The sequence below is a fragment of the Pseudomonas nitroreducens genome (assembly GCF_024170165.1).
Taxonomy (GTDB): Bacteria; Pseudomonadota; Gammaproteobacteria; order Pseudomonadales; family Pseudomonadaceae; genus Pseudomonas; species Pseudomonas nitroreducens_C.
Genome location: NZ_JALJXP010000009.1, coordinates 182,222 through 206,166, shown reverse-complemented (window position 1 = coordinate 206,166; position 23,945 = coordinate 182,222). Strand labels below are relative to the sequence as shown.

Sequence of the window (23,945 nt, the reverse complement as noted above, 5' to 3'; positions counted from 1 at the left end):
TTTATTATCGAAGAATTATTCTCCGAATGAACTTCCGGAACACTTTGCGGATTGTTGGCTTATCGTTACCGACCCTTGCTTTACCGTGACGGGTCGATACTAAATAGCCCCTGAAGTGCGAACAAATATCGTCTTCAGATGGCCCCCATATCAAACCGGCATGGCCGGAAAGGCACGACCATGACCCTCAAACAGTTGCGTTACCTGATCGCCATCGCCGAAGCCGGCAGCTTCTCCGCCGCCGCGCGCAAGGCCTATATCGCCCAGCCGGCGCTGAGCCGGCAGATCGGCATGCTGGAAAGTGAACTGGAGGTGCAACTGCTGTTGCGCCAGCACGACGGCGTCGACCTCACCGACGCCGGCCGGCGCCTCTACGAAGTGGCGCGCTCGGTGGTGCAGAAGATCGATTCGGTCAAGGACGAGCTGGTCTCCAGCCGGGGCGATCCGCGCGGGCGGGTGTCCGTGGCGATCCCCGTGACCACCTCGGCCCTGCTGCTGCCGGCGATCATCCAGCGCGTGCAGGCGCGCTTCCCCGGCATCGACCTGGTGGTGCGCGACGGCCTGAGCAAGGAAGGCGGCGAAGCCATCGAGCTGGGCAAGGTGGATTTCGGCATCGTGCCCAATGCCGAGGAGCTGGATGGCGTGGTCGCCGAGCCGATCTTCGTCGAGCAGCTCTACTGGGTGGGTCAGATGCAGTTGGCCAACGAGGGCGACACCATCACCCTGGCCGAGGCGCTCAGCCAGCCGCTGGTAATGCCGCCACGGGGGATGCACCTGCGCCGGCGCATCGAGCAGGCGGCCATGGCGGCCGGACTGGAACTGAACGTGAAGTACGAGCAGCAGTCCGCCTATGGCATCACCGGTCTGGTGGTCAGCGGGCTGGCAGCCTCCATCAGCAACTGGCCGCCCATCGAGGTGGGCTCGCAAGCCCTGGCACGGCGCATCGTCGAGCCGCAGATCGAGCGCACCGTGTCCATCGCCCACTCGGCGCACAAGCCGCTGAGTTTTGCAGCGTCCTGCGTGCACGACCTGGTGCGCGAGCTGCTGGTGGAATCGGTGCGCAACGGAACGTGGAAAGGCGAGCTGATCGAGCGCTCGCCCTTCCCGGCGGTCAATCTCGGCGATTGACCATTTTTTCAACGGCGCCGATCAGCTGGCCGCAGCCAGCTCACCGGACAGCTGGGCCCGCGAACGCTGCGGGCGCAGCCAGCCCAACCCAACCAGCCCCGCCACCACCAGCAACACGCCGCTGACCGCGAAGCCGTGGGCGTAGCCGCTGCCATCCAGGCCGCCGGAGCGCTGCACCAGGAAGCCGGTGACGATGGGCGCGCTCAGCCCCGCCAGCGAGGAGAAGGCATTCCCGATGGCAAGGATGCTGCCGCGCTGGGCGGTGGGCGTGACCTCTGCCAGCATCTCCGGGCCCACCGAGTACATCACCAGCGCCAGGCCGCCGCTCAGGGTCATGTAGGTCATGCGCAGGGCCACCGGCAGATCCGCCAACAGGCTGATCGACAGTACGCCGCTGGCCAACAGGCAGACCGAGACGAACACACCCCGCGCCACCCGCGACGACACCCCGGCACGCAGCATTCGTTGCGACAGCCAGGCCATGAACAGGCTCAGTGGCATGGTCACCAGCACGAACAGCCCGAACAGCCGCCCGGCGTTCATTCCGCTCAGGCCCAGGCCGCTTTCCAGGTAGGCCGGCACCCAGGTCAGGGTCAGCGCCAGCGACCAGTTGGCGGCGAAGTGGCAGAAGTAGTTGGCCAGCACCGTACTGTCGCCCAGCAGGCGACGGTACGGCAGGCGCTCGCCACCCGACCGGCCCTGGCGAACCTCGCCCAGCCGGCCTTCCTGGCCGAAGAAGAACCAGGCCGCGCACCAGACCGCGCCGAGAATCGCCAGGATGGCGAAGTTGCTGCGCCAGCCGTAGTGGGTGCTGATCCACGGGATCATCAGCCCGGCGATCAGCAGGCCCATGGCGCTGCCCGAGTGCAGCAGGGCCACCGGCAGGCTGCGGCGCTCGTCGGGGAACCACTTGTACAGCGCGTGGGTGGCGACCGGCGATGCCGGACCCTCGCCCACTCCCAGCAGCACACGGCAGGCCACCAGCGTCCATAGCGAAGTGGCATAGAGCATCGGCAACTGCACCAGCGCCCAGAAGGCGCCCATGCCCAGCAGCATCCAGCGGGTCGAGCGGCGGTTGGCGAGGAAGCCACCGACCACCGCGGAGAGGGAGAACAGCCAGTGCAGGCTGCCGCCGACGAGGCCGAACTCGGCCGGGGTCAGGTTCAACTCCTTCATCATCGGCACCGCCACCAGGCCGGTGACCACCTTGTCGAGGAAGTTCACCAGCATCATCGCCGCCAGCAGGAAGGCGACCGTCCAGGCCTGGCGGGGCTGATAGGCGTGCGTTTGGGCATCGTAATCGTGCATGTTGCTTGTCTCTCTTGTTCTTGTCGGGTGCTGCGCTCGCGCTACATCAAGCCGGTCAATCGGGCATCAGGATGCCCTTGGCGATGGTGTTGCGCTGGATTTCGCTGGTCCCGGTAAGGATGCGCATCATACGGGTGGCGCGGAACAGCCACTCCACCGGATGACCATTGATCAACCCGGCGCCACCGTGCACCTGCACCGCGCGGTCGGCGATGCGGAAGGCGGTTTCCGAGCTGAACACCTTGCACATCGACGACTGGGTGCGGATGTCGCCGCCGCTGTCATAGCTGGCCGCCGTGGCGTACATCATGCTGCGCGCGGCATACAGTTCGGTGGCCATGTCGGCGAGCATGTGGCTGACCGCCTGGAACATGCCGATCGGCCGGCCGAACTGCACCCGGGTGCGGGCGTAATCCAGCGACAGGTTCAGCGCGAGATCAGCCATGCCGAGCATGGTCGCGCAATGCAGCAGGCGGTTCAGGGTGATGCGCCCCATGGCCAGCTTGAAGCCTTTGCCCTCTTCACCGATGCGGTGCGCCACTGGCACCTTCACCCCGTCGAGGAGGATGTCGCCGTGGGTGCCGGGGCCGGACATGGCCTGGTAGTCGGAGACCACCCTGGCGCCCGGCGCTGACAGGTCAACGAAGAACGCCGAGATGCCGTCCGCGCCCTTGCCCGGCCCGGTCACCGCCAGCAGCACGGCGAAGTCCGCGTAGGGCGCGCCGGAAATGTAGCGCTTGGCGCCGTCCAGCACGTAGTGGTCGCCCTCCAGGCGCGCGCTGGTCTTGATCGCCGTCGCGTCGGAGCCAGCCTCGGCTTCGGTCAGGGCAAAGCACACGGCCTTCTCGGCGCGGCATACCGGACGCAGGAAATGCTCGATCTGCTCCTCGCTGGCCACGCGGAACAGGTGGCCGACCCGCGGCGGGCCGCTCAGCTCGCCCAGCACGTGGGCGGCCAGCACTGCGCCACTGCTGGCGGCGGCTTCCTTCACCGCACACAGGTCGGCGATACCGAGGCCGGCGCCGCCCAGCTCCTCGGGCAGCATGATGTTGTAGAAGCCGCGCTCGCAGGAGCGCTGCCACAGGTTGCGCAGCAGCTCGCGGGAGTGCTTCTCGCCGAAGCGGATGCCCTCGCGCTGCTCCAGCGGCAGCAGTTCTTCACGGATGAAGCCGCGCAGGTCGTCGATGATCGCCTGCGCCTTGGGGCTGGGTTGAATCGCTTGCATGGTCATGTTCCTCAGATCCGCCGATCCTGGTTCTGCCAGTAGGGTTCGCGCACCAGGCGGCGCACCACCTTGCCGTTGGGGTTCTTCGGCAGCTCGCGGACGAAGTCCACGCTGCGCGGCTTCTTGAAGCCGGCCAGCTGCGCGGCGCACAGTTCGATGATCCGCGCCTCGTCCAGCTGCATGCCGGGCTTGAGCACCACCACCGCCTTGATCGCCTCGCCCCACTGCTCGTCGGGCACGCCGACCACCGCCGCCTCGAAGACTTCCGGGAGGCTGTAGAGCACCTGTTCCACCTCGGTGGGGTAGATGTTGAAGCCGCCGGAAATGATCATTTCCTTCTTGCGGTCGACGATGAACACGTAGCCGTGCTCGTCCACCGTGGCGAGGTCGCCGGTGAGGTAGTAGCCGTCGCGCATGACCTCGGCGGTCAGCTCCGGCGCCTGCCAGTAGCCCTGCATGATGTCCGGCCCGCGCACGACGATCTCGCCGATCTCGCCGGCCTGCACATCCTCGAAGTCCTCGTTGACGACCCGCAGGTCGGTGTCGAAGTAGCAGCGCCCGCACGAGGCCAGACGTTTCGGATCGTCCAGCGCGGCAATGTGGTCCTGTTCGGTGAGCACGGTGACCAGCGAGCAGGTCTCGCCGGCGCCATAGCCCTGGGCGAGGATCGGTCCGAACACCTGCATGGCGCGGCGCACCAGCGCAGGTGCCATGGGCGCAGCGCCGTACATGACCAGGCGCAGGCTGCTCAGGTCGTAGGTTTCCACGCCGGGGAAGTTGACCAGGCGGTTGATCATCGCCGGCACCAGGAACAGCCGGGTGACGCGCTCGCGCTGGATGGTTTCCAGCAACAGGCGGTCGTCGTAGCGCTCCACCAGCAGGTTGCAGGCGCCGGCGGCGAGCAGCGGCATGATCTGCATGCCGCTGGCATGGGTGATCGGGCCGACGTGGGCCATCACATCGCCGGGACCGGAGCGGCCGGTGGGGCTGGCGATGCTCTTGCGCACCAGCGCCTTGCGGTTGCCGACACTGAGCATGGCGGCCTTGAGCACACCGGAGCTGCCGGAGGTGTAGTGCAGCACGGCCAGGGCGTCGTCCGCCGGGTCGCAACTGATAGGCGCCTCGCTGCCGCGCTCGAGCACCTGCTCATAGGGTACGTCGGCGCCCTCGTCCGCCAGCGGGACGATCAGCTTCAGGTCCGGCAGCTCGGCGCGGCGCTGGTCGATCAGCTGAGCGAAGGCCGCATCGGCGATCACCGCCTGGCTGCGCGAATCCTTCAGCACGCTCAACACTTCATCAGGGGCCAGGCGCGCGTTGATCGGCACCTTGACCATGGCGTTCTTGTAGAGGGCGACTTCCGCCTCCACCAGCTCGACGCGGTTGAGCGCCAGGATCGCCACGTGGGCGCCCGGCTCCAGGCCCAGTGCCAGCAGGCCCGAGGCCAGTCGATTGGTGCGGCGTTCGAGGCCGGCGAAGGTGATGCGTTGGCGGGAATCGACCACGGCTTCGCGGTCAGGCCAGTAAAGCGCGCTACGGCGCAGGATTTTACCCAGGTCCACTTGTTGTTCTCGTTGTCGGGGGAAGACGTCCGAGATGCTAAGAGCCGCGCGCCGCGTCCGGCCAATACCATAGGTCGATGCCGGCCATGCCGGAATGCGATGGCCGCCTGACGCGACGGGCCGGACCGGCAGCAGCAGGACCGTTCGTCCCTCGCCGCGAACAGTCGCCCCTGGCGCCGGTCTTCCAATAAGGCGGCGCGACAGACGTCGCCCACTGCCAGTGCTCTTAGCGAGCCGCTCACGCTTTACCACTCTCGTTGGAACCGACCTGGGAGGTGCGAACGATGGGCTGCAACGAACACCGCGACCTTGAACGCTCAGAGGACCTTCGCCGCCTGCTCGACGAAGGAGCGCTGGATGCTGACAGCCGCCAGGAAGTCCTTGCCCGCTACATCCTCAACCACGGCTTCGCCGCGCTTTCCGAGGCGCAGCAGCAGGAATTCCATGATGACCTGCTGCCACTGCTCGACCGCCGCGACCGCAGCGAAGGCCTGATGCCACAGGGCAGCCTGGACCCTGCCATGGCCGAGCCCGCCATCAACGACCCGGGCAATGAAGACCCGGGTTCGCTGATCGAGATGGAAGTCGCCGAAGGCCTGCGACCCGCACGAAGGACCCCGGGGAACTGAGATCGCCCCGCACGACAACCAGCGACCTTGAGCAGCAGCGCGCCATGTACCCGGCCCCGGGCATGGCGCGCTGCCGGCAGCTACTGCTCGGGCCGCGGCAGCGGTTCCTCGGGCGGCTGCTGCATCGGCACTTCCTCGGGAAAGTCCTCGGGAACCTGGCTTTCACGCTCCGCTGGCGGGTCGAGGGGTTCCGGTCGCTGGGCCTGGATACGGGTGCACATGGCAAGTCCTCCGGGACACTGGCAGTCACCATTGGGCGCACAGCCGTCGCGTAGGTTCGGATTTTCTTACCCGGCGCTCTTCACCTGCAACAGCAGCGCGAGCAACTGGTTGCGGTCGAATGGCTTGGGCAGGCGCAGCACCGAATCGGCCAGGGTGTCCAGCCGCCCGGCATAGCCGGTGGTGAGCACGCAGGTCAGCGCCGGATGGGACTGGCGCACCTGCTGGATCAGCAGCATGCCGTCCATGTCCGGCATGGCGAAGTCGGTGATCAGCAGGTCAAAACCCGACTGCTCGAGCAGTTGCAGGGCCGCCCGCGCCGAGTCGGTGCGCGCGAACTGGCAGCCGAGATCGGCCAATAGCGCGCTGGTGCCGGCCAGCACCAGCGCATCGTCATCCACCACCAGCACCCGCAGCCCCAGCGCTTCGGTCGGTTCGGCCAGTGTCGTGGCGATTGGCAGGTCATCGGCCGCCTCCGGCTCCACCTTTGCCTTCACCGCCGGCAACCAGATTTCTGCGGTGCTGCCCTGCCCCGGCGTACTGCGCAGCAGCAGCGCCCCGCCCTGCTGCTGGGCCAGCCCATGGACGATGGACAATCCCAGCCCGGTGCCCTTGCCGGTCGGCTTGGTGGTGAAGAACGGCTCGGCGGCGCGGCGCAAGGTGTCCTCATCCATGCCCTGCCCCGAGTCGGTCACGGCCAGGCACACGTACTCCCCCGGCGGCAGCTTGCCGCTCTGACGCGGCCCAACCTGGGCGTTGCGTGCCGAGAAGGTGATGCTGCCGCCGCCGGGCATGGCGTCCCGGGCGTTGGTGGCGAGGTTGATGATCGCCAGTTCCAGCTGGTTCTGGTCGCTCATCACGCAATCCAGTTGAAGCGGGAAGCGGGTTTCCAGGCTGATGGTCGGCCCCAGGGAACTGACCAGCAGTTCACTCATGTCCTGCAGCAATACCGGCAACTGGATCGGCTGTGGGAACAGCCGCTGCTTGCGGGCGAAGGCCAGCATCCGCTGGGTCAGCTGGGCGCCGCGGCGGGTTGCCTCCAGGGCGTTGCGCCAGATGCTCTGGACCTTCTCGTTGTCCTTGGGCAGTTGCCGTTCGAGCAATTGCAGGCCGCCGAGAATCACCGTCAGCAGGTTGTTGAAGTCATGGGCAACACCGCCGGTGAGCTGGCCGAGGGATTCCATCTTCTGCGACTGAATCAGCTCGTCGCGGGCGCGCTCCAGCTCTTCCTGGGCGTGGCGCTTGTCGGTGATATCGCGGGTGATCTTGGCAAAACCCAGCAACTTGCCGGTATCGTCGAACACCGGATCGATGACGATATTGGCCCAGAAGCGCGAACCGTCCTTGCGCATCTGCAGGCGCTCTTCCTCGTAGCGCCCTTCAGTCAGTGCGGTGCTCAGGCTGGTTTCAGGGACGCCGCCCTGGCGGTCTTCATCGCAGTAGAAGCAGTCGAAGCGCCGACCGATGATCTCCTCGGGGTGGTAACCCTTGATCCGCTCGGCCCCGGAGTTCCAGCTGGTGACGTTGCCGTCGGGGTCGAGCATGTACAGCGCGTAGTCCGTCACGCCGTTGACCAGCAGGCGGAAGTGCTGCTCGCTGCGCCGCAGCGCCTGCTCGGTCTCGTGCTGCTCGGTGCGGTCGCGGGTGATCTTGGCGAAGCCCAGCAGTTCGCCCTCGCTGCTGCGAATGGCGTCGATCACCACGTGGGCCCAGAACGAACTGCCGTCGCGGTGCAGGCGCCAGCCTTCACTCTCGTAGCGGCCAACCCGCGCCGCCTCGCCCAGCGCCCGTTCGGGGAGCCCGGCCTCGCGGTCGGCGGGGGTGTAGAAGCGCGAGAAGTGCTGGCCGAGAATCTCGTCCGCGGCGTAGCCCTTCAGGCGCTGCGCCCCGGAGCTCCAGCTGCTGACGCGACCATCGGGGTCGAGCATGTAGATGGCGTAGTCGGTCACCGCCTCGACCAACAGGCGGTAACGCGCATCCTCGACGAGCTGGGCGGTGCTGGCGGTCGTATCGGGCATCAAGTCTGCTCTCTTGGCTCATTGGAGCAAAGCATAGGCGCAGCCACCTCACTTCGGGCGCCGCCGGACGGCGCTCAGTCCAGTGGCAGGAAGATGCTGAACGCCGCGCCCCGCCCCGGATCGCTGCGCACCTCGATGCGACCGCCGTGGGCCAGGACGATCTGTTCGGAGATGAACAGCCCCAGGCCCAGGCCGGCGACGCGGGCCGCGCCGGCGCCCCGTTCGAATTGCTGGAAGATGCGCCGCTGTTCGTCGGCGCTGATGCCATCGCCATGGTCGCGCACGCAGAGCTGCGCGCGGCCATCCGTCACCGCGACGGTCACGTCCACCGGCTGGCCGGGCCCGTAGCGCAGGGCGTTGCTGACCAGGTTGCTGATCACCTGCTCCAGGCGGTAGGCGTCCCACACGCCTTCCACCACCTCGGGCGTCTCCAGGCTCAGTTCGCAGCCGGCGGCCTGGGCCTGCACGGCGAAGTTGCCCAGTACGCGGCGGGCGATCTCGACGAGGTTGGCCGGTTCGGGGCGGATCGACAGCTTGCCGGTGCGGATGCGCGAGACGTCGAGCATGTCCTCGATCAACCGGTTGAGCCCGGTGAGCTGGCGCTCGTCGCGCTCGAAGAGCACGCCCAGGCGGTCCTGCGCGAAGTGCTCCAGCTTGCCCTTGGACAGGTACAGGCGGCGCAACTGGGTATCCAGCATCAGGCCGTTGAGCGGCGTGCGCAGCTCGTGGGAGACAATCGACATGAAGTCGTCGCGCATCTTCACCGCGCGCTGCAGCTCCACCTGGGTCTCGCGCAGCTCGGCGAGCAGGGCGTCCTGTTCGCTGCGCGCCTGCTCCAGCGCCTCCAGCTGTCGCGCCAGCACCTTGCGCTGGCGGTAGAGGTCGACGAACACGTTCACCTTGCTGCGCACCGCATGGTTGTCCAGCGGCTTGTAGAGGAAGTCCACCGCGCCGCTCTCGTAGCCCTTGAACGCATAGTTCAGCTCGCGCCCGGCAGCGGTGACGAAGACGATGGGGATGTTCTTGGTGCGCTCGGTGCCGCGCATCAGTTCCGCCAGGGCGAAGCCGTCCATGCCGGGCATCTGCACATCGAGGATGGCCAGGGCAAATTCGTGCTCCAGCAGCAGCGACAGCGCTTCGTCCGCCGAGGAGGCCTTGAACACCTCGCGTCCCTCGCCCTTGATCAACGCCTCCAGTGCCAGCAGGTTCTCCGGCAGGTCGTCGACGATCAGCAGTTTGCTTCCCTGGTTACGCAGCATGTCGGGTGCCCATTCGGGTCAGTAGCGCGTGAATTTCACGCAGCGCAAGTATGTGGTCCGGGGCGTGCAGTGCAATGGCCGCCTCCGGCATGGTGGACACGGCGGCTTCGGCCGGGTCCTGGACGATGGTCAGCCCGCCTTCGCGGCGGATGTGCGCCAACCCTTCGGCACCGTCCTGGTTGGCTCCGGTCAGCAGGATGCCGGCGACATTCTCGCGGTACGCGTCCGCCGCCGAATCGAAGAGGATATCGATGGACGGCCGGGAAAAATTCCGTGGCGCCTCGCGACTCAAGGCAAAGCTGCGCTCGCGCTCGATGGACAGGTGATACCCGGCAGCGGCGAAGTACAGCGTGCCCGCCTCCACCGGCGCCTTGTCGCGGGCCTCTGCCACGGGGATCGCCAGGCGCCGGGCGAACAGCTCCACCAACTGGCTCTCGTGGTTTTCCGGCAGGTGCAGCACCGCCACCATGGGCAGGGCGAAATCCTCCGGCAACCCGCCGAACAGCTGGAACAGCGCGTCCACGCCGCCCGCGGAGGCGCCGATGACCACGGCTTCGACCTTGCGTTGCGCGTTCATCGCTTGCGGAACACTCGTTCGCGGCGGTTCACCACCTCGAACTCCGAGGCGAAGTCGGTGAAATCCAGGCTTTCCTTGCTGCCCAGGCCGAGGAAGCCGCGGTGGCACAGCGATTCGTGGAACAGGCCGATGGCGCGGTTCTGCAGCTGGCGGTTGAAGTAGATGAGCACGTTGCGGCAGGAGACCAGGTGCGTTTCGGAGAACACGCTGTCGGTCGCCAGGCTGTGGTCGGCGAAGGTCACGTTGGCACGCAGCATCTTGTCGAACAGCGCGCCGTCGTAGGCCGCCGTGTAGTAGTCCGAGAGCGAGCCCTTGCCGCCGGCGGCGCGGTAGTTCTCGCTGGCCTGGGCCAGGTCTTCCACCGCGTAGATGCCGCGCCGCGCCTGCTCCAGCGAACGCGGGTTGATGTCGGTGGCGTAGATCAGCGTGCGTTCGAGCAGGCCTTCCTCGTGCAGCAGGATGGCCAGCGAATGCACCTCCTCACCGGTGCTGCAGCCCGCAACCCAGAGGCGCAGCGACGGATAGGTACGCAGTACCGGCACCACTTCCTGGCGCAGCGCGAGGAAGTAACTGGGGTCGCGGAACAGCTCACTCACCGAGATGGTGAGGTACTGCAACAGCTCATGGAACGCATGCGGATCATGCAGGATGCGCTCCTGCAGAGCCGAGATGCTGCGGCACTCGAAAAGCTTGGTGGCGTGCAGCACGCGGCGCTTCAGCGAGGTTCCGGAGTAGTCGCGGAAGTCGTAGCTGTACTTCAGGTAGATCGCCTCGATCAGGAGGCGCAGCTCGATGTCCTGGCTGCGATCAGGCATGTCAGATGCGCTCCAGCTTGGGCAGCCATACACGGATCAGGGAGAACAGGCGATCCAGGTCGATGGGCTTGGCCAGGTAGTCGTTGGCGCCGGCGCGCAGGCACAGTTCGTGGTCGTCCTTCATCGCCTTGGCGGTCACCGCGAGGATCGGCAACTTCCTGAAGCGTGCGTCCTGGCGGATCAGCCGGGTCGCCTCGTAGCCGTCCATCTCCGGCATCATCACGTCCATCAGCACCAGGTCGATGTCGCCGACTTCGGCGAGCTTCTCCAGGGCCTCGCGGCCGTTGCGCGCCACTTCCACGCGGGCGCCCTTGTGCTCCAGGGCGCTGGTGAGAGCGAAGATGTTGCGCACGTCGTCGTCCACCAGCAGGATGCGCCGCTCCTCGAAGGCGCGGTCGCGGTTGCGCGAGGTACGCAGCATGCGCTGGCGTTCGCTGGAGAGCTGTGATTCGACCTTGTGCAGGAACAGCGTCACCTCGTCCAGCAGGCGCTCCGGCGAGCGCGCGCCCTTGATGATGATCGAGCGCGAATACTTGAGCAGCTCGGCTTCCTCGTCGCGGGTCAGGTTGCGCCCGGTGTAGACGATCACCGGCGGGAACGAGCAGATGTCCTCCTCGCCCATGCGTCGCAGCAGCTCGTTGCCCTGCATGTCCGGCAGCTTGAGGTCGATGATCATGCAGTCGTAGATATTCTGCCGCAGCAGCTCCAGGGCCTGTTCGCCCTGCTCCACGGCGGTGATCTCGATGTCGTCGTCGCCGATCAGGCGCGAGACGCTGTCGCGTTGCAGCGGGTCGTCTTCCACCAGCAGGATGCGCTTGACCTCCTGGGTCAGCTTGGCCTCCAGCTTGCCGAACACCTCGCGCAGCTGCTCGCGGGTGGTGGGCTTGAGGGCGTAGCCGATGGCGCCCAGGTGCAGGGCCGCTTCGCTGCGATCCTCCACGGAGACCACATGCACCGGCACGTGGCGGGTGCGCGGGTTGGCCTTCAGGCGCTGCAGCACGGCCAGGCCGGATTCGTCGGGCAGGTGCATGTCCAGCAGGATGGCGTCCGGGCCGTGCTCGTCGGCCAGGCGCAGGCCTTCCTCGGCGCCCATGGCCACCAGGCAGCGATAGCCCAGCTCGCGGGCCAGGTCATAGAGGATCCGCGCGAACTTCGGCTCGTCCTCCACCACCAGCACGCAGCGCTGGCCGACGTTGACCTGTTCGCGGTCGTCGGCGAAAGCGGCAGCGGCCGGCGCACGCACCACCGGTGGCGCGACCGGCGCCGGAGCCAGGGCAACGATCGGCGCGGGCGTGCTGACGACGTCCTCCGCTGGCGCCTGGTAATTGAGCGGCAGCAGCAGGCTGAACACGCTGCCCTTGCCCGGCTCACTGCTGACAATGATGCTGCCGCCCAGCAGGTGTGCGAGGTCGCGGGAGATCGACAGGCCCAGGCCAGTGCCGCCATAGCGGCGGTTGGTGGCTCCGTCGGCCTGCTGGAAGGCTTCGAAGATGCGCGCGAGCTGGTCTTCGGCGATACCGATGCCGCTGTCACGCACATCGAAGCGCAGCCCCTCGGGCGCGGCGCTCACGCGCAGGGCAACTTCCCCGCTGTCGGTGAACTTGAAGGCGTTGGACAGCAGGTTCTTGAGGATCTGCTCGACCCGCTGGCGGTCGCTGAACAGCAGCGCCGGCGCGTCCTCGGCGACTTCGGCGACGAAGCGCAGGCCCTTGTCGTCGGCCTGCGGGCGGAACAGCCCTTCCACCGCTTCCACCAGGCGACGGACGCTGGCGTTCTCCGGGCGCACTTCCAGCTTGCCGGCCTCGACCTTGGAGATGTCGAGGATGTCGTTGATCAGGTTGAGCAGGTCGTTGCCGGCGCCGTAGATCGACTCGGCGAACTTCACCTGCTCGTCGTCCAGGTTGCCCTGCTCGTTGTCCGCCAGCAGGCGCGCGAGGATCAGCGAGCTGTTGAGCGGCGTGCGCAGCTCATGGGACATGTTGGCGAGGAACTCGGACTTGTAGCGGCTGGCGCGTTGCAGCTCGTCGGCGCGGCCCTGCAGGTCCAGGCGAGCCTGGTTCAGTTCGGTGTTCTTGCCGTCGAGATCGTCGCGCTGGGCGGCCAGCTCCTGGGTCTGCTCGGCGAGGCGCTCGTTGGTCTGCTCCAGTTCCGCCTGCTGGGCCTCGAGGTGCGCCTGGGACTCCTTGAGCACCCGCGACTGTTCTTCCAGTTCCTCGTTGGCGGTCTTCAGCTCTTCCTGCTGCACCTGCAGCTCTTCGTTGAGCTGCTGGGTCTCGGCCAGCAGATCCTGCTGGCGCTGGCGATGCTGCGCCGAAGCGATGGCGCTGCCGAGGGTCTCGGCGACGTTCTGCAGGAAGGCCTGGTCGCGCTCTTCCAGCTCGCGCAGGAAGCCCAGCTCCAGCACGCCGACCACGCCGCCGTCGTTGAGCAGCGGCAGCAGCGCCACGCTCACCGGCTGGCCGTTGCCCAGGGCGGAGTTCACCTTCAGGTAATCCGGCGGCAGGCCGTCGACCACGCGCAACTTGCGCTGACGCGCGGCCTGGGCGATCAGGCTTTCGTCCGGGGCGAAGTAGTCCTCGCCCAAGGCATCGGTGGCGAAGCCGAAGGTGCCGGACAGGCGCAGGCCACCGCGATCATCACGCACATACAGCGCGCCCACCGGGGAGGCGACGAACTCGCCGAGGAAGTCCATCAGGCTGCGCCCCAGGGTCGGCAGCGACTGCTGGCCGATCAATTGCTCGCCCAGGCGGCTCTGGCCGTCGCGCAGCCAGGCCTGGCGCGCCAGGTGTTCGTTATGCGCCACCTGGCGGCGCAGAGATTCGGAGTAGGACTCGGACAGGCTGACCAGCTGGCGGCGACCGAAATAGGCCAGCAGCGTGCCGACCACGATACTGAACACCAGGTAGAGGACGACCACGCCCGTGGAGAGGCTGGAGGCGAACTGGTTGCGGTCGTGGCGCAGCTGCTGTTCGGTATTGATCAGTGAGGCGTACTGGGCGCGGATCGCATCCATCATGCTCTTGCCGCGCCCGGCCTTTATGGCGTCGGAGGTGTCCTGGCCCTGGCGGCGCTGCTCGATCATCTGCTGGGCGAAGGTCATCCATTCGTCCTGCATCGAGGTCAGGCGGCCTACTCGCTCCACCTGCGGAGGGTTGTCCGCCACCAGCTCGGAGAGGCTCTTGAGGCCGGAATTGATCCGCGGCCGCGCCTGCTCCAGGGGTTCCAGGAAACCTGGATCGCCGGTGATCAGGAAGCCGCGCAGGCCGCTCTCCTGGTCGACGCTCAAGCGCTGCATCTCGTTGGCGCTGGAGATCACCCGGTCGGTGTGTTCGACCCAGCCCAGCACGTCGAGCATATAAAGGATCAGGCCGATGAACAGCACCGCGCCGAGCAGGCAGATGCCCAGCGGCAGCGCCATGTTGCGCGCCAGGATGCGGCGGAAGGCGCTTTCGTCGGCGACAGCTTTCTGGTTCATCTGCAGGGTCCCTGATGGCGTTTCTTCCCTGGGCGCAATCCACTCGCAGCTCGGAGATTGCGACAGATGCCAGGTAAGTATTTGAAGTTATTGTAAGAACGTTCTTTAAACTGCGGAAATAATAACGCTAAGCGTTGTAGGCTACACACCAGCTGGCGAATTGACAGCCACTCCCGCAGGACGTTCGAAATTTTCGCGGAACAAGCTGAGAGAAAAGTGGAATTATCTCTCACGGTGCCTTTCCAACGTCCGACAAGGAACAGAAGATCAATCGGTCGCAGGGTTTGCTCGATGCCAAGCTCACCGGGGGAAACCCCCATTTCGTCAGTGCAGGGCCAGGGCGACTTCCTCAACAGCAGTAGCGCCATGGCACCGCTGATCCGCCAGCACGACTGGGCAGCCACGCCGCTTGGCCCGATGGATCAGTGGCCGGCGACGCTCAAGGGCATTCTCGAAGTCGGGCTCAATTCGAAGCTGCCGGTGTGCATCTACTGGGGGCCGGAATTCATCCTGCTGTACAACGACGCCTGGAGCGTCATCCCCGGCGACAAGCACCCCGCCTGCCTGGGCCAGCCGGCACGCATCGCCTGGTCGGACATCTGGCCGATCATCGACCCCATGTACAACGGCATCCTGCAGACCGGCGTCGCCGCCCACGAGGAAGACCGCCTGCTGCCCATGGTGCGTTTCGGCTACGTCGAGGAAGCCTACTTCACCTACAACGTCAGCCCGATCTTCGGCGAGGACGGCAAGCCCATCGGCCTGTTCAACACCGCCGTGGAGACCACCGGCAACGTCATCCAGCAACGCCGCCAGCGCCTGCTCACGCGCATGGCCGAACGCCTCGGGCAGCCCGACGACAGCACGCAGATCTGCGCCCAGGCCTTTGCCCTGCTCGCCGAGGCCAGCCACGACGTGCCCTTCTGCCTGATCTACCAAGCCGGCATCCTGCTTGGCGCCTGCGGCACCGCGCCTGAAGACCGCTTCGCACCGGCACAGCTGAGCGCCGAAGACGACCCGCTGCATCTGTTCAACGGCCTCACGCAAGCCCATCAGTCGCCCCTGGGCAGCCAGTACGTGCGCGCCTTCGCGCCCTGGCCGGAACTGCTCGACAGCACCTACGCCACCCCGCTGCACGGCCATGCCGACAGCCTCGCGGTGTTCGGCATCAGCCCGCGCCGGCGCCTGGACGAGAACTACGCAACTTTCTTCAACGAGCTGGCCGCCCTCCTCGGCCACGCCCTGGCTGCTGCCAGCCTGCGCACGGAAGAGCGCCGACTGAAGGCCGCAGTGCAGGAAGAAGCCCGCCTGCGCACCCTGGAACGCGACCGCGTCTGGGCAGTAAGCCAGGACCTGTTCTGCGTGCTCGAACACGACGGCCTGCTGCGCAGCGTCAACCCGGCCTGGACCAGCACCCTCGGCTGGAGCGAGGAGCAGCTGAGCGGGCTGAACAGCGAAGATCTGGTGCACCCCGACGACCTCGCGGCCAGCGTCGACGGCCGCGCCGCACTGGCGCAGGGCGAACGCCTGCAGCACTTCGTCAACCGCATGCGCCACGCTGACGGCAGCTACCGCTGGATTTCCTGGCACGCCACCGAGGAGAACGGCGTGATCTACGGCTGCGGCCGCGACGTCACCGAGCAGAAGCGCGGCGCACTGCTGCTGGAGCAGGCGCAGACCGCCCTGCTCAACGCCCAGCGCATGGAGGCTGTCGGCCAGCTCACCGGCGGCATCGCCCACGACTTCAACAACCTGCTGGCGAGCATCCGCTTCAGTCTCGATCTGATCAACCGCCGCGCACCGGCCAACGCCCAGCCCGAGCTCAGCCACATCCTGCAGGCCGCCACCCAGGCCACCGAGCGCGCCGCCGAACTGACCCACAACCTGCTGGCTTTTGCCCGTCGCCAGGCGCTGGCCATGCACCCGGTGGACCTCGGCCAGCATCTCAGTGAATGGCAGGACGAGCTGATCGAACGGGCCGGGCCGGAGGTCACCCTGACGCTGGAACTGAGCGAGGCGCAAAGCGTACTCACCGATCGCGACCAGTTGCACAAGGCCCTGCTCCACCTGGTGGAGAACGCCCGCGACGCCATGCCCGGCGGTGGCAGCCTGGAAATCAGCCTGCAGCACCAGGAAATCGTCAGTGGCGACCATGAGCTGCCGGCGGGCGACTACCTCGCCCTCGCCCTGCAGGACAGCGGTCAGGGCATGAGCCCGTCGACCCTGACTCACGTCTTCGACCCGTTTTTCACCACCAAGGGCATCGGCCCCAACAGCGGGCTGGGCCTGTCGATGGTCTACGGCTTCATCAAACAATCCGGCGGGCACATCCGCCTGCGCAGCGAGCCCGGCCAGGGCACCTGCGTCACACTCTATTTCCCGAGAGGCAACTCAGTGGTCAGCATTCCCGACGCCCCTACGCCCCCCAATGAACCGGCCAACGAGCAGCAGTGCGTCCTGGTCGTCGAGGACAACGACCTGGTGCGCATGCTCACCGTCGAAGTGCTGGAGGAGATTGGCTACCAGGTGCTGCAGGCCGAGGACGCCGAAGAGGCGCTGTCGATCCTGCAGGGAGATACCACCATCCACCTGCTGCTCACCGATGTCGGCCTGCCGGGCATGAACGGCGAGGAACTGGCCGTGGCCGCGCGCGAGGCGCGACCGGAGCTGCCGATCCTGTTCGCCACCGGCTACGCCGAGATCGTCCATATCGATGGCAGCGAACTGGCCACGCGCATGTCGATGATCGCCAAGCCGTTCTCCATCGACGCGCTGCGCGACAAGGTCAACGGCATGCTCGGGCGCAAGGACCGCTGAACGACTTCAATGAGTGAGCAGCACGCTCAGCGTCGCGCGCAGCTTGCCCGGCTTCACCGGTTTGTTCAGCAGCGGCATCCCCAGCCGCTGCAGCGCGCGGCGGCACTCGTCGCTGCGGTCGGCGGTGATCATCAGCGCCGGCAGCTCGCGGCGGAAATGCTCGCGCAGGCCCCGCACCGCCTCGCAGCCGGTACGGCCATGGTCGAGGTGATAGTCGGCCAGGATCACCTCCGGCGCCTTGCCATCCAGCGCCTGCAGCGCTTCCTCGTAGCTGGTCGCCACCAGCACCTCGCAGCCCCACTGCCCGAGCAGCGCAGCCATGCTGGCGAGGATCGCCTCCTCGTTGTCGATCACCAGCAGGCGTCGCCCCGGCAGCGGATCGCCGGTCACCGGGCGCGGACCGCTGTCCACCAACCCCGGCTGCGGCAGGTCCCGCACCAGCGGGACTTCGATGGCGAACACCGAACCGCGCCCCGGCACCGAGCGCACCTGCACCCGACACCCGAGGATGCCGGCGATGCGGTCGACAATCGCCAAACCCAGTCCGACACCCCGGCGATCTGCTGCACGGCCGGCGTCGAGCTGGTTGAACTCGAGGAAGATGGCCTGCAACTGCTCCGCCGGAATCCCCCGTCCGGTGTCCCAGACTTCCAGCCTGACGCTATCGCCGCGCCGGCGTGCAGCGAGCATCACACTGCCGCGCTCGGTGTAGCGGCAGGCATTGCTGAGGAAATTGCGCAGGATGCGCGACAGCAGACGGTGGTCAGTGCGCACCGCCAGCGCGGGAATCCGTGAGCGCAGCTGCAGTCCGGCGGCGCGGGCCACTTCGTCGAACTCCGAGACCAGCGGGCCGAGCAGTTCGTCCAGCGGGTACACATCCAGGTCCGGACGGATCGCGCTCTGGTCCAGGCGAGCGATCTCCAGAAGGTCGGTGAGCAGGTCCTCGGCGCCCTCGAGCGCCTGGTGCGTGCGCTCCACCAGTACCTGCTCGGCGTTCGGCAGCTTGCGTTCGCGCAGGGTGGAAACCAGCAGGCGCGCGGCATTCAGCGGTTGCAGCAGGTCGTGGCTGGCAGCGGCCAGGTACTTGTCCTTGCTGTTGTTGGCGGCCTCGGCGGCGTCGCGGGCTGCGCGCAGCTGCTGATTCAAGCCTTCCAGCTCGCGGGTACGCTCGGCGACGCGCTGCTCCAGCTCCTCGTTCAGGCTCTGCAGGCGCTGCTGGGCCTGGACGCGCTCGCTGATGTCGGCGACGAAGCCTTCCACCAGGCCGTCTTCGTCGGGCTTGATCAACAGGTTCATCAACACGACGACATGGCTGCCGTCGCGGCGGCGCAGGCAGGTCTCGTAGCCGAACAGGCCATCGCGCTCGCGCAGCAGCGCGCGGATGCGGCGCATCTCCGTCTCGCCGCCAACGAACAGCTGGCTGGCCATGTCCTGCAGGCTGAACAGCACCTGCTGCGGGTCTTCATAGCCGAGCATCCGCGCCAGCGCCGGGTTGGCGGCGCGCAGGCCCTGGTTCAGGCTGGCCTGGAAGATGCCGTGGACGGCGTGTTCGAACAGCCATTTGTAGCGATTGCGCTCGGCTTCCAGCTCATCCAGCCGTGCCACCAGCTCGGGGTAGTGGCTCTTGCGCGCGGAATGGCTGCCCAGGCCGAGCAGCCCGGCCAGGGCCTGTTGCTGCTGCTCGTCAGAGGGCCTCGCCATACACCACCTCGACATCGCGCAGGCTGGATTCACGAGGGTTAGTAAGGATGCACGGATCCTGCATCGCGTGGCGCGAGAGGAAGGGAATGTCGGAACTGCCCACGCCATGCAGGCCGAGGCTTTCGTGGAAGCCCACGGCGTTCTTCAGGGCGATCAGGTGCTCCACCAGGCGCTGACGGATCTGCGCGTGGTTCATCCCGCGGCAGTCGATGCCGAAGGTCTCGGCGATCACCTTGAAGCGCTCGGGCGCGGCGCTGTAGTTGAAGGCCACCACGTGCTCGACCAGCACGGCGTTGCACAGCCCGTGCGGCAGGTCGAGGTAACCGCCCAGGCTGTGGGACATGGCGTGCACCGCGCCGAGGATCGCGTTGGAGAACGCCAGCCCCGCCTGCATGCTGCCGAGCATGATCTTCTCGCGCAGGGCGATGTCCGCCGGGTTGGCGATCATCTGCACCAGGTTGCCGTTGATCAGCCGCATGGCCTCCAGCGCGTGGGGGTCGGTGAGCGGACCGTGGCCGGTTGAAACGAAGGCCTCGATGGCGTGCACCAGCGCGTCGATGCCGGTGCAGGCGGAGAGGAACGGGTCCATGGTCAGGGTGGTTTCCGGGTCGATCAGCGACACGTCGGGCACCACCGCCTTGCTGACGATGGAGAACTTCATCCGCTCGTCCTGGTTGGAGATGATCACGAACTGCGAGACATCCGCCGAGGTGCCGGCGGTGGTCGGGATCAGGATCAGCGGCGGGCTGGGCACACGCAGGGTGTCCACGCCCTCGAACTCGAGGATGTTGCGGCCGTGGGCGGCGACGATGCCGATGCCCTTGGCGCAGTCCATCGGGCTGCCGCCGCCGACTGCGACTATCACGTTGCAGCCTTCGCTGCGGTAGACGTCGGCGCCGCGCATGACTTCTTCCACGCGCGGGTTGGGCGACACCTCGGTGTAACGGCAGAAGGGGATGTGCTGGGCGGCCAGGCTGGCCTCGATATCGGCGACCCAGCCGGCGGCGACTACACCGGGGTCCGATACCACCAGGACCTTGCGGGCGCCGAAGGTTTTCACGTAATTGGCGACATTGTGCCGGCATCCGGCACCGAAAATGATCTCTGGCGAGACGAACTTGCGCAGCTGGCTGAGCTCGTGGGACATCGGGGGCTCTGTCGTTATTGTTATGGGATGTTTCCGGCAGCCTACTGCATCCGTCAGGTATTGCAATGCGACCTTGGCAGACGGTTCTGACAGCCCGATCCGACAGATATCAGCCCGCCAGCAGCGCCTGATAGAAGCGCCACTCAGCCTCCAGCGCATGGGCCAGGTTGGCGGCCTGACGGAAGCCATGGCGCTCCCCTGCGTAGCGGTGCACTTCCACCGGCACACCACGCTGGCGCAGGCTGTCGACCATGGCATCGGTCTGCGCCGGCACCACCACGGCGTCCAGTTCGCCCTGGAAGAAGATCACCGGCGCGTGGATGTGCTCGGCCTGCAGCACCGGCGTGCGCTCGCGGTAACGTTCGGCGTCCTGTTGCGGGTCGCCGATCAGCCAGTCCAGGTAGTCCGCCTCGAACTTGTGGGTGACCCTTGCCAGCGCCTGCGGGTCGCTGACGCCATACAGGCTGGCGCCGCCACGCAGGCCCGGCAGCCGCGCCAGGGCCATCAGCGCGCTGTAGCCGCCAGCACTGGCGCCGCGCACGAACACCCGCTGGCGGTCGATGCGCCCGGTCTTGCCAAGGAAATCCAGCGCCGCGCCGATATCCTCCACTTCCACCTGGCCCCAGCCCAGGTGCAGGCGCTCGCGGTAGGCGCGCCCGTAGCCGCTGCTGCCGCGGTAGTTGATGTCCGCCACGGCGAAGCCCCGGCGCGTCCAGAACTGGATGCGCCCGTCGAACACCGGGTAACTGGCCGAGGTCGGCCCGCCGTGCAGGAACACCACCAGTGGCGGCGTCCCTTCCGCGGCGAAGGGCGGATAGAAGAAGCCGTGGCCGCATTCATCCTCGCCCACCGGGTAATGGAAGACTTCGCCACGGGACAGCTCGGCCTCGGGTAGCGGTCGGTCGCCACCGGCCAGCACCTGGATGGAGCCGTCCACCCGGCGGATCGCCAGCAGCGTCGGCAGGCGGTCCGGCGCGGCGGCAATGCAGTAGAAATGCCGCTCATCCGCAGCCAGCGAGCGAAACCGACTGTATTCCGGGGCCAGCCGGCGTTCGCCGCCCCGCCCGTCATACAGCACCAGTACGCCGCGGCCGTCCTCGTAACGGGTCGCCAGCAGTGCGCCGTGGGGCAATGGCAGGAAGGTCCGCCCGCCCAGTTGCCAGGGTGCGCCGGCATGGTCGGCGGCAGCACGGGGAATAACCCGGGGGCCTTCGTGGCAGGGCTGCCAGTAACCGTCGCCGTCGCTCAGCCAGTGCAGGCGGTCGTCCTCGGCGAAGCGCGGCTGCTGGATCGATTCGTGGCGGGCCTGCCCGGCCAGGCAGCGTTCCTCCCCGGCGAAGGACTCGCACAGGCGGGTGCGCGTCCAGGGCTGGTGCGGGCGATCCCATTCCACCCAGACAATCCGCTCGGCGCTGCTGTCGACCACCGGGGAGGCGTAGAAATCCGCGCCGGCGGCGATCACCCGACGCCGGCCATCGGCATCGAGGCGGACAACCCGGTGGATCACCCCGTCGCTGCCATTCTGCTCCTCCACCGCCAGCAGCGCATTCCACGCCGGCACGTAGTGCAGGTCGCCATAACGACAGTCGTCGCGATGGGTGATCGGCCGTGGCGCGCCGCCCAGGCGCAGCCAGTGCACCTGCTGGTCGCCCTCTTCGACCCAGGCCACGCCGTCGGCGGTCGCGCAGCAGGCGCCGCCACCGTATTCGTAGACGCGGCTGCGCAGCGAGGCGCCGGCCGGCGTCAGCTCGACGCTCTGCCCTTCGCGGCGGAGGAACAGCCGGCAGCGCGCGCTGGCGGGATCGAAGGCGGCCCACAGCAGCCCGCCGTGGGCCACGTGCAGCTCGGCAAAATCCCCGGCGGCGGCTACCGCGCGTTCGGCGCTCCAGGCGCTGCGGTCCATCCTCAGGCCTTGCAGATCAGTTGTGAGGCACGCTCGTTGCGCAGGGTCAGCGCGCTGAGCGGCGCAGCCGCGGTTTCCGCCTCGCGACGGGCGTCGAGGATGATGCCGTGGTGGGCCGACTTGGCGCACACCGGGTCGGTGGCCTCGGCGTCGCCGGTAAGCATGAAGGCCTGGCAGCGGCAGCCGCCGAAGTCGCGCTCCTTCTCGTCGCAGGAACGACACGGCTCGGGCATCCAGGCGTCGCCGCGAAAGCGGTTGAAACCGAACGACTCGTACCAGATGTGCTGCAGGCTGTGCTCGCGCACGTTGGGGAACTTCACCGGCAATTGTCGCGCGCTGTGGCACGGCAGCGCGGTGCCGTCCGGGGTGACATCGAGGAACACGCTGCCCCAGCCGCCCATGCAGGCCTTGGGGCGCTCCTCGTAGTAGTCGGGCACCACGAAGATCAGCTTGCACGGGTTGCCCTCGGCAGCCAGACGCTCGCGGTACTGCGCGGTGATGCGCTCGGCGCGCTGCAGCTGTTCGCGGGTCGGCAGCAGGCCGGCACGGTTCAGCTCGGCCCAGCCATAGAACTGGCAGGTGGCGAGTTCGACGAAGTCGGCCTCCAGCTCGATGCACAGCTCGATGATCCGGTCGATGCTGTCGATGTTGTGCCGGTGGGTGACGAAGTTCAGCACCATCGGGTAGCCGTGGGCCTTCACCGCGCGGGCCATGGCGAGCTTCTGGGCGAAGGCCTTGCGCGAGCCGGCGAGCAGGTTGTTCACCTCCTCGTCGGCGGCCTGGAAGCTGATCTGGATATGGTCCAGGCCGGCGTCGGCGAACTCCTTCAGGCGCTTTTCGTTGAGCCCGATGCCGGAGGTGATCAGGTTGGTATAGAAGCCCAGCCCGCGGGCCGCGGCGATCAGCTCGGCGAGGTCCTGGCGCACCAGCGGCTCGCCGCCGGAGAAGCCCAGCTGTGCCGCGCCCATCTCGCGGGCCTGGCGGAACACCTCGATCCACTGCGCGGTGGTCAACTCCTCGCCGCCCTTGGCGAAGTCCAGCGGGTTGGAACAGTACGGGCACTGCAGCGGGCAACGGTAGGTCAGCTCGGCCAGCAGCCACAGTGGCGGGCCTACCGGCGCCTCAGCGCAGCTCGATCCAGAATTGCGCATGGGCCACCTCGAGGAATGCCAGGATGTCTTCGTCGATGCCCGGCACGCCGGGGAAATCGGCACGCAGGCCATCGATGATGCCGGCGACGTCAGCTTGCCCGTCGACCCGGCCGAGGATCGCCCCGGCGCTGTCGTTGAGCTTCACCATCCCTTCAGGATAGAGCAGCACATGGCAGCCCTGGGCCGGTTCGAACTGCAGGCGGAAACCCCGGCGCAGCGCCGGGATACTGTCCAGCGAAGGCAGACTCATCACAGCAACCCCCTGTGCCATACGCGCTCGCTCGTCACCGTGTGGTACGGCGGGCGCCCCAGTTCATAGGCCATGCTCATCGCGTCGAGCATGCTCCAGAGCACGTCGAGCTTGAATTGCAGGATTTCCAGCATGCGCTCCTGGGCCTCGCGGGTGCGGTAGTGCTCCAGGGTGATGCGCAGGCCGTGCTCGACGTCGCGGCGCGCCTGGGACAGGCGCTTGCGGAAGTAGTCGTAGCCGCTGGCGTCGATCCACGGGTAGTGCTGCGGCCAGCTGTCCAGGCGCGACTGGTGGATCTGCGGGGCGAACAGCTCGGTCAGCGAGCTGCTGGCGGCTTCCTGCCAGCTGGCGCGGCGGGCGAAGTTGACGTAGGCGTCCACGGCGAAGCGCACGCCGGGCAGCACCAGTTCCTCGGACAGCACCTGCTCGCGGTCCAGCCCCACGGATTCGGCCAGGCGCAGCCAGGCCTCGATGCCGCCCTCCTCGCCGGGCGCGCCATCGTGGTCGAGGATGCGCTGCAGCCATTCGCGGCGCACCTCGCGGTCCGGGCAGTTGGCGAGGATCGCCGCGTCCTTCAGCGGGATGTTCAGCTGGTAGTAGAAGCGGTTGGCCACCCAGCCCTGGATCTGCTCGCGGCTGGCGCGGCCTTCGTACATGGCCACGTGGTACGGGTGGTAGATGTGGTAGCAGGCGCCCCTGGCGCGCAGCGCCTGTTCGAACTCGGCAGGGCTCATGGCTTCACGGGTCATCGCGCTTTCCTTTCA

At 67.2% G+C, this 23,945-nt stretch carries 18 protein-coding genes; 3 read left to right on the top strand and 15 right to left on the bottom strand.

Features of this window, described 5'->3' with window-relative positions; all coding sequences use genetic code 11:
* The first annotated feature begins 180 nt into the window (after positions 1–180).
* The gene (locus J2T47_RS19220) at positions 181–1,128 is read left to right on the top strand and encodes a LysR family transcriptional regulator (protein WP_253450209.1); all 948 of its coding nucleotides are present in this window, start codon (positions 181–183) and stop codon (positions 1,126–1,128) included.
* Positions 1,129–1,149: 21 nt separating this feature from the next.
* Here J2T47_RS19220 and J2T47_RS19215 read toward each other — a convergent pair whose 3' ends face one another.
* Genes J2T47_RS19215 through J2T47_RS19205 form a run of 3 tightly spaced genes read right to left on the bottom strand, consistent with a single transcriptional unit; the run spans position 1,150 to position 5,220 of the window.
* Positions 1,150–2,436 carry an MFS transporter gene (locus J2T47_RS19215; protein WP_253450206.1) on the bottom strand — a complete coding sequence of 429 codons (1,287 nt, stop codon included), beginning with the start codon at positions 2,434–2,436 and terminating at the stop codon, positions 1,150–1,152.
* A 55-nt stretch (positions 2,437–2,491) separates the two neighbouring features.
* Positions 2,492–3,661 (bottom strand): acyl-CoA dehydrogenase family protein, encoded by a 1,170-nt coding sequence (locus J2T47_RS19210; protein WP_253450203.1) that lies wholly within the window; start codon positions 3,659–3,661, stop codon positions 2,492–2,494.
* A gap of 11 nt (positions 3,662–3,672) precedes the next feature.
* Positions 3,673–5,220, bottom strand: coding sequence for an AMP-binding protein (locus J2T47_RS19205; RefSeq protein ID WP_253450200.1), 1,548 nt, complete (start codon positions 5,218–5,220; stop codon positions 3,673–3,675).
* A 284-nt stretch (positions 5,221–5,504) separates the two neighbouring features.
* Here J2T47_RS19205 and J2T47_RS19200 point away from each other — a divergent pair, with 284 nt between their 5' ends.
* Entirely contained in the window at positions 5,505–5,849 is a 345-nt protein-coding gene (locus J2T47_RS19200) for a hypothetical protein (protein ID WP_253450197.1), read from the top strand.
* Between the two features lie 80 nt (positions 5,850–5,929).
* On the opposite strand, the gene J2T47_RS19195 is transcribed toward J2T47_RS19200, so the two are convergent.
* The 6 genes from J2T47_RS19195 to J2T47_RS19170 all read right to left on the bottom strand — a co-directional run bounded on the left by J2T47_RS19195 (position 5,930) and on the right by J2T47_RS19170 (position 14,212).
* Positions 5,930–6,070, bottom strand: a complete 141-nt coding sequence (locus J2T47_RS19195) for a hypothetical protein (RefSeq protein WP_253450194.1) — start codon at positions 6,068–6,070, stop codon at positions 5,930–5,932.
* 66 nt (positions 6,071–6,136) lie between these two features.
* Entirely contained in the window at positions 6,137–8,086 is a 1,950-nt protein-coding gene (locus J2T47_RS19190; protein WP_253450191.1) for a hybrid sensor histidine kinase/response regulator, read from the bottom strand.
* A 74-nt stretch (positions 8,087–8,160) separates the two neighbouring features.
* The gene (locus tag J2T47_RS19185; RefSeq protein WP_253450188.1) at positions 8,161–9,345 is read right to left on the bottom strand and encodes a hybrid sensor histidine kinase/response regulator; all 1,185 of its coding nucleotides are present in this window, start codon (positions 9,343–9,345) and stop codon (positions 8,161–8,163) included.
* Positions 9,335–9,922 carry a chemotaxis protein CheB gene (locus J2T47_RS19180; protein WP_253450185.1) on the bottom strand — a complete coding sequence of 196 codons (588 nt, stop codon included), beginning with the start codon at positions 9,920–9,922 and terminating at the stop codon, positions 9,335–9,337. Before J2T47_RS19180 ends, J2T47_RS19185 begins: the two co-directional genes overlap by 11 nt.
* Positions 9,919–10,737, bottom strand: a complete 819-nt coding sequence (locus J2T47_RS19175; protein WP_253450182.1) for a CheR family methyltransferase — start codon at positions 10,735–10,737, stop codon at positions 9,919–9,921. Before J2T47_RS19175 ends, J2T47_RS19180 begins: the two co-directional genes overlap by 4 nt.
* 1 nt (position 10,738) lies before the next feature.
* Positions 10,739–14,212: a response regulator gene (locus J2T47_RS19170; protein WP_253450179.1), complete on the bottom strand. Its 3,474-nt coding sequence runs from the start codon at positions 14,210–14,212 to the stop codon at positions 10,739–10,741.
* Positions 14,213–14,578: 366 nt separating this feature from the next.
* Here J2T47_RS19170 and J2T47_RS19165 point away from each other — a divergent pair, with 366 nt between their 5' ends.
* Positions 14,579–17,029: an ATP-binding protein gene (locus J2T47_RS19165; RefSeq protein WP_253450176.1), complete on the top strand. Its 2,451-nt coding sequence runs from the start codon at positions 14,579–14,581 to the stop codon at positions 17,027–17,029.
* Between the two features lie 6 nt (positions 17,030–17,035).
* Here the strand turns inward: J2T47_RS19165 and J2T47_RS19160 are convergent, their stop codons facing one another.
* The 6 genes from J2T47_RS19160 to pqqC all read right to left on the bottom strand — a co-directional run bounded on the left by J2T47_RS19160 (position 17,036) and on the right by pqqC (position 23,930).
* Positions 17,036–18,730: a PAS domain-containing hybrid sensor histidine kinase/response regulator gene (locus tag J2T47_RS19160; protein WP_253450173.1), complete on the bottom strand. Its 1,695-nt coding sequence runs from the start codon at positions 18,728–18,730 to the stop codon at positions 17,036–17,038.
* Positions 18,714–19,877 carry an alcohol dehydrogenase-like regulatory protein ErcA gene (ercA, locus tag J2T47_RS19155; RefSeq protein ID WP_253450171.1) on the bottom strand — a complete coding sequence of 388 codons (1,164 nt, stop codon included), beginning with the start codon at positions 19,875–19,877 and terminating at the stop codon, positions 18,714–18,716. The genes J2T47_RS19160 and ercA overlap by 17 nt, the downstream gene beginning before the upstream one ends.
* Before the next feature lie 109 nt (positions 19,878–19,986).
* Positions 19,987–21,780 (bottom strand): S9 family peptidase, encoded by a 1,794-nt coding sequence (locus tag J2T47_RS19150; protein WP_253450168.1) that lies wholly within the window; start codon positions 21,778–21,780, stop codon positions 19,987–19,989.
* Between the two features lie 2 nt (positions 21,781–21,782).
* Entirely contained in the window at positions 21,783–22,931 is a 1,149-nt protein-coding gene (gene pqqE, locus J2T47_RS19145; RefSeq protein ID WP_253450164.1) for a pyrroloquinoline quinone biosynthesis protein PqqE, read from the bottom strand.
* The gene (pqqD, locus tag J2T47_RS19140; RefSeq protein ID WP_024762490.1) at positions 22,903–23,181 is read right to left on the bottom strand and encodes a pyrroloquinoline quinone biosynthesis peptide chaperone PqqD; all 279 of its coding nucleotides are present in this window, start codon (positions 23,179–23,181) and stop codon (positions 22,903–22,905) included. The genes pqqE and pqqD overlap by 29 nt, the downstream gene beginning before the upstream one ends.
* Positions 23,181–23,930, bottom strand: coding sequence for a pyrroloquinoline-quinone synthase PqqC (gene pqqC / locus J2T47_RS19135; RefSeq protein ID WP_253450161.1), 750 nt, complete (start codon positions 23,928–23,930; stop codon positions 23,181–23,183). The genes pqqD and pqqC overlap by 1 nt, the downstream gene beginning before the upstream one ends.
* Positions 23,931–23,945 lie beyond the last annotated feature (15 nt).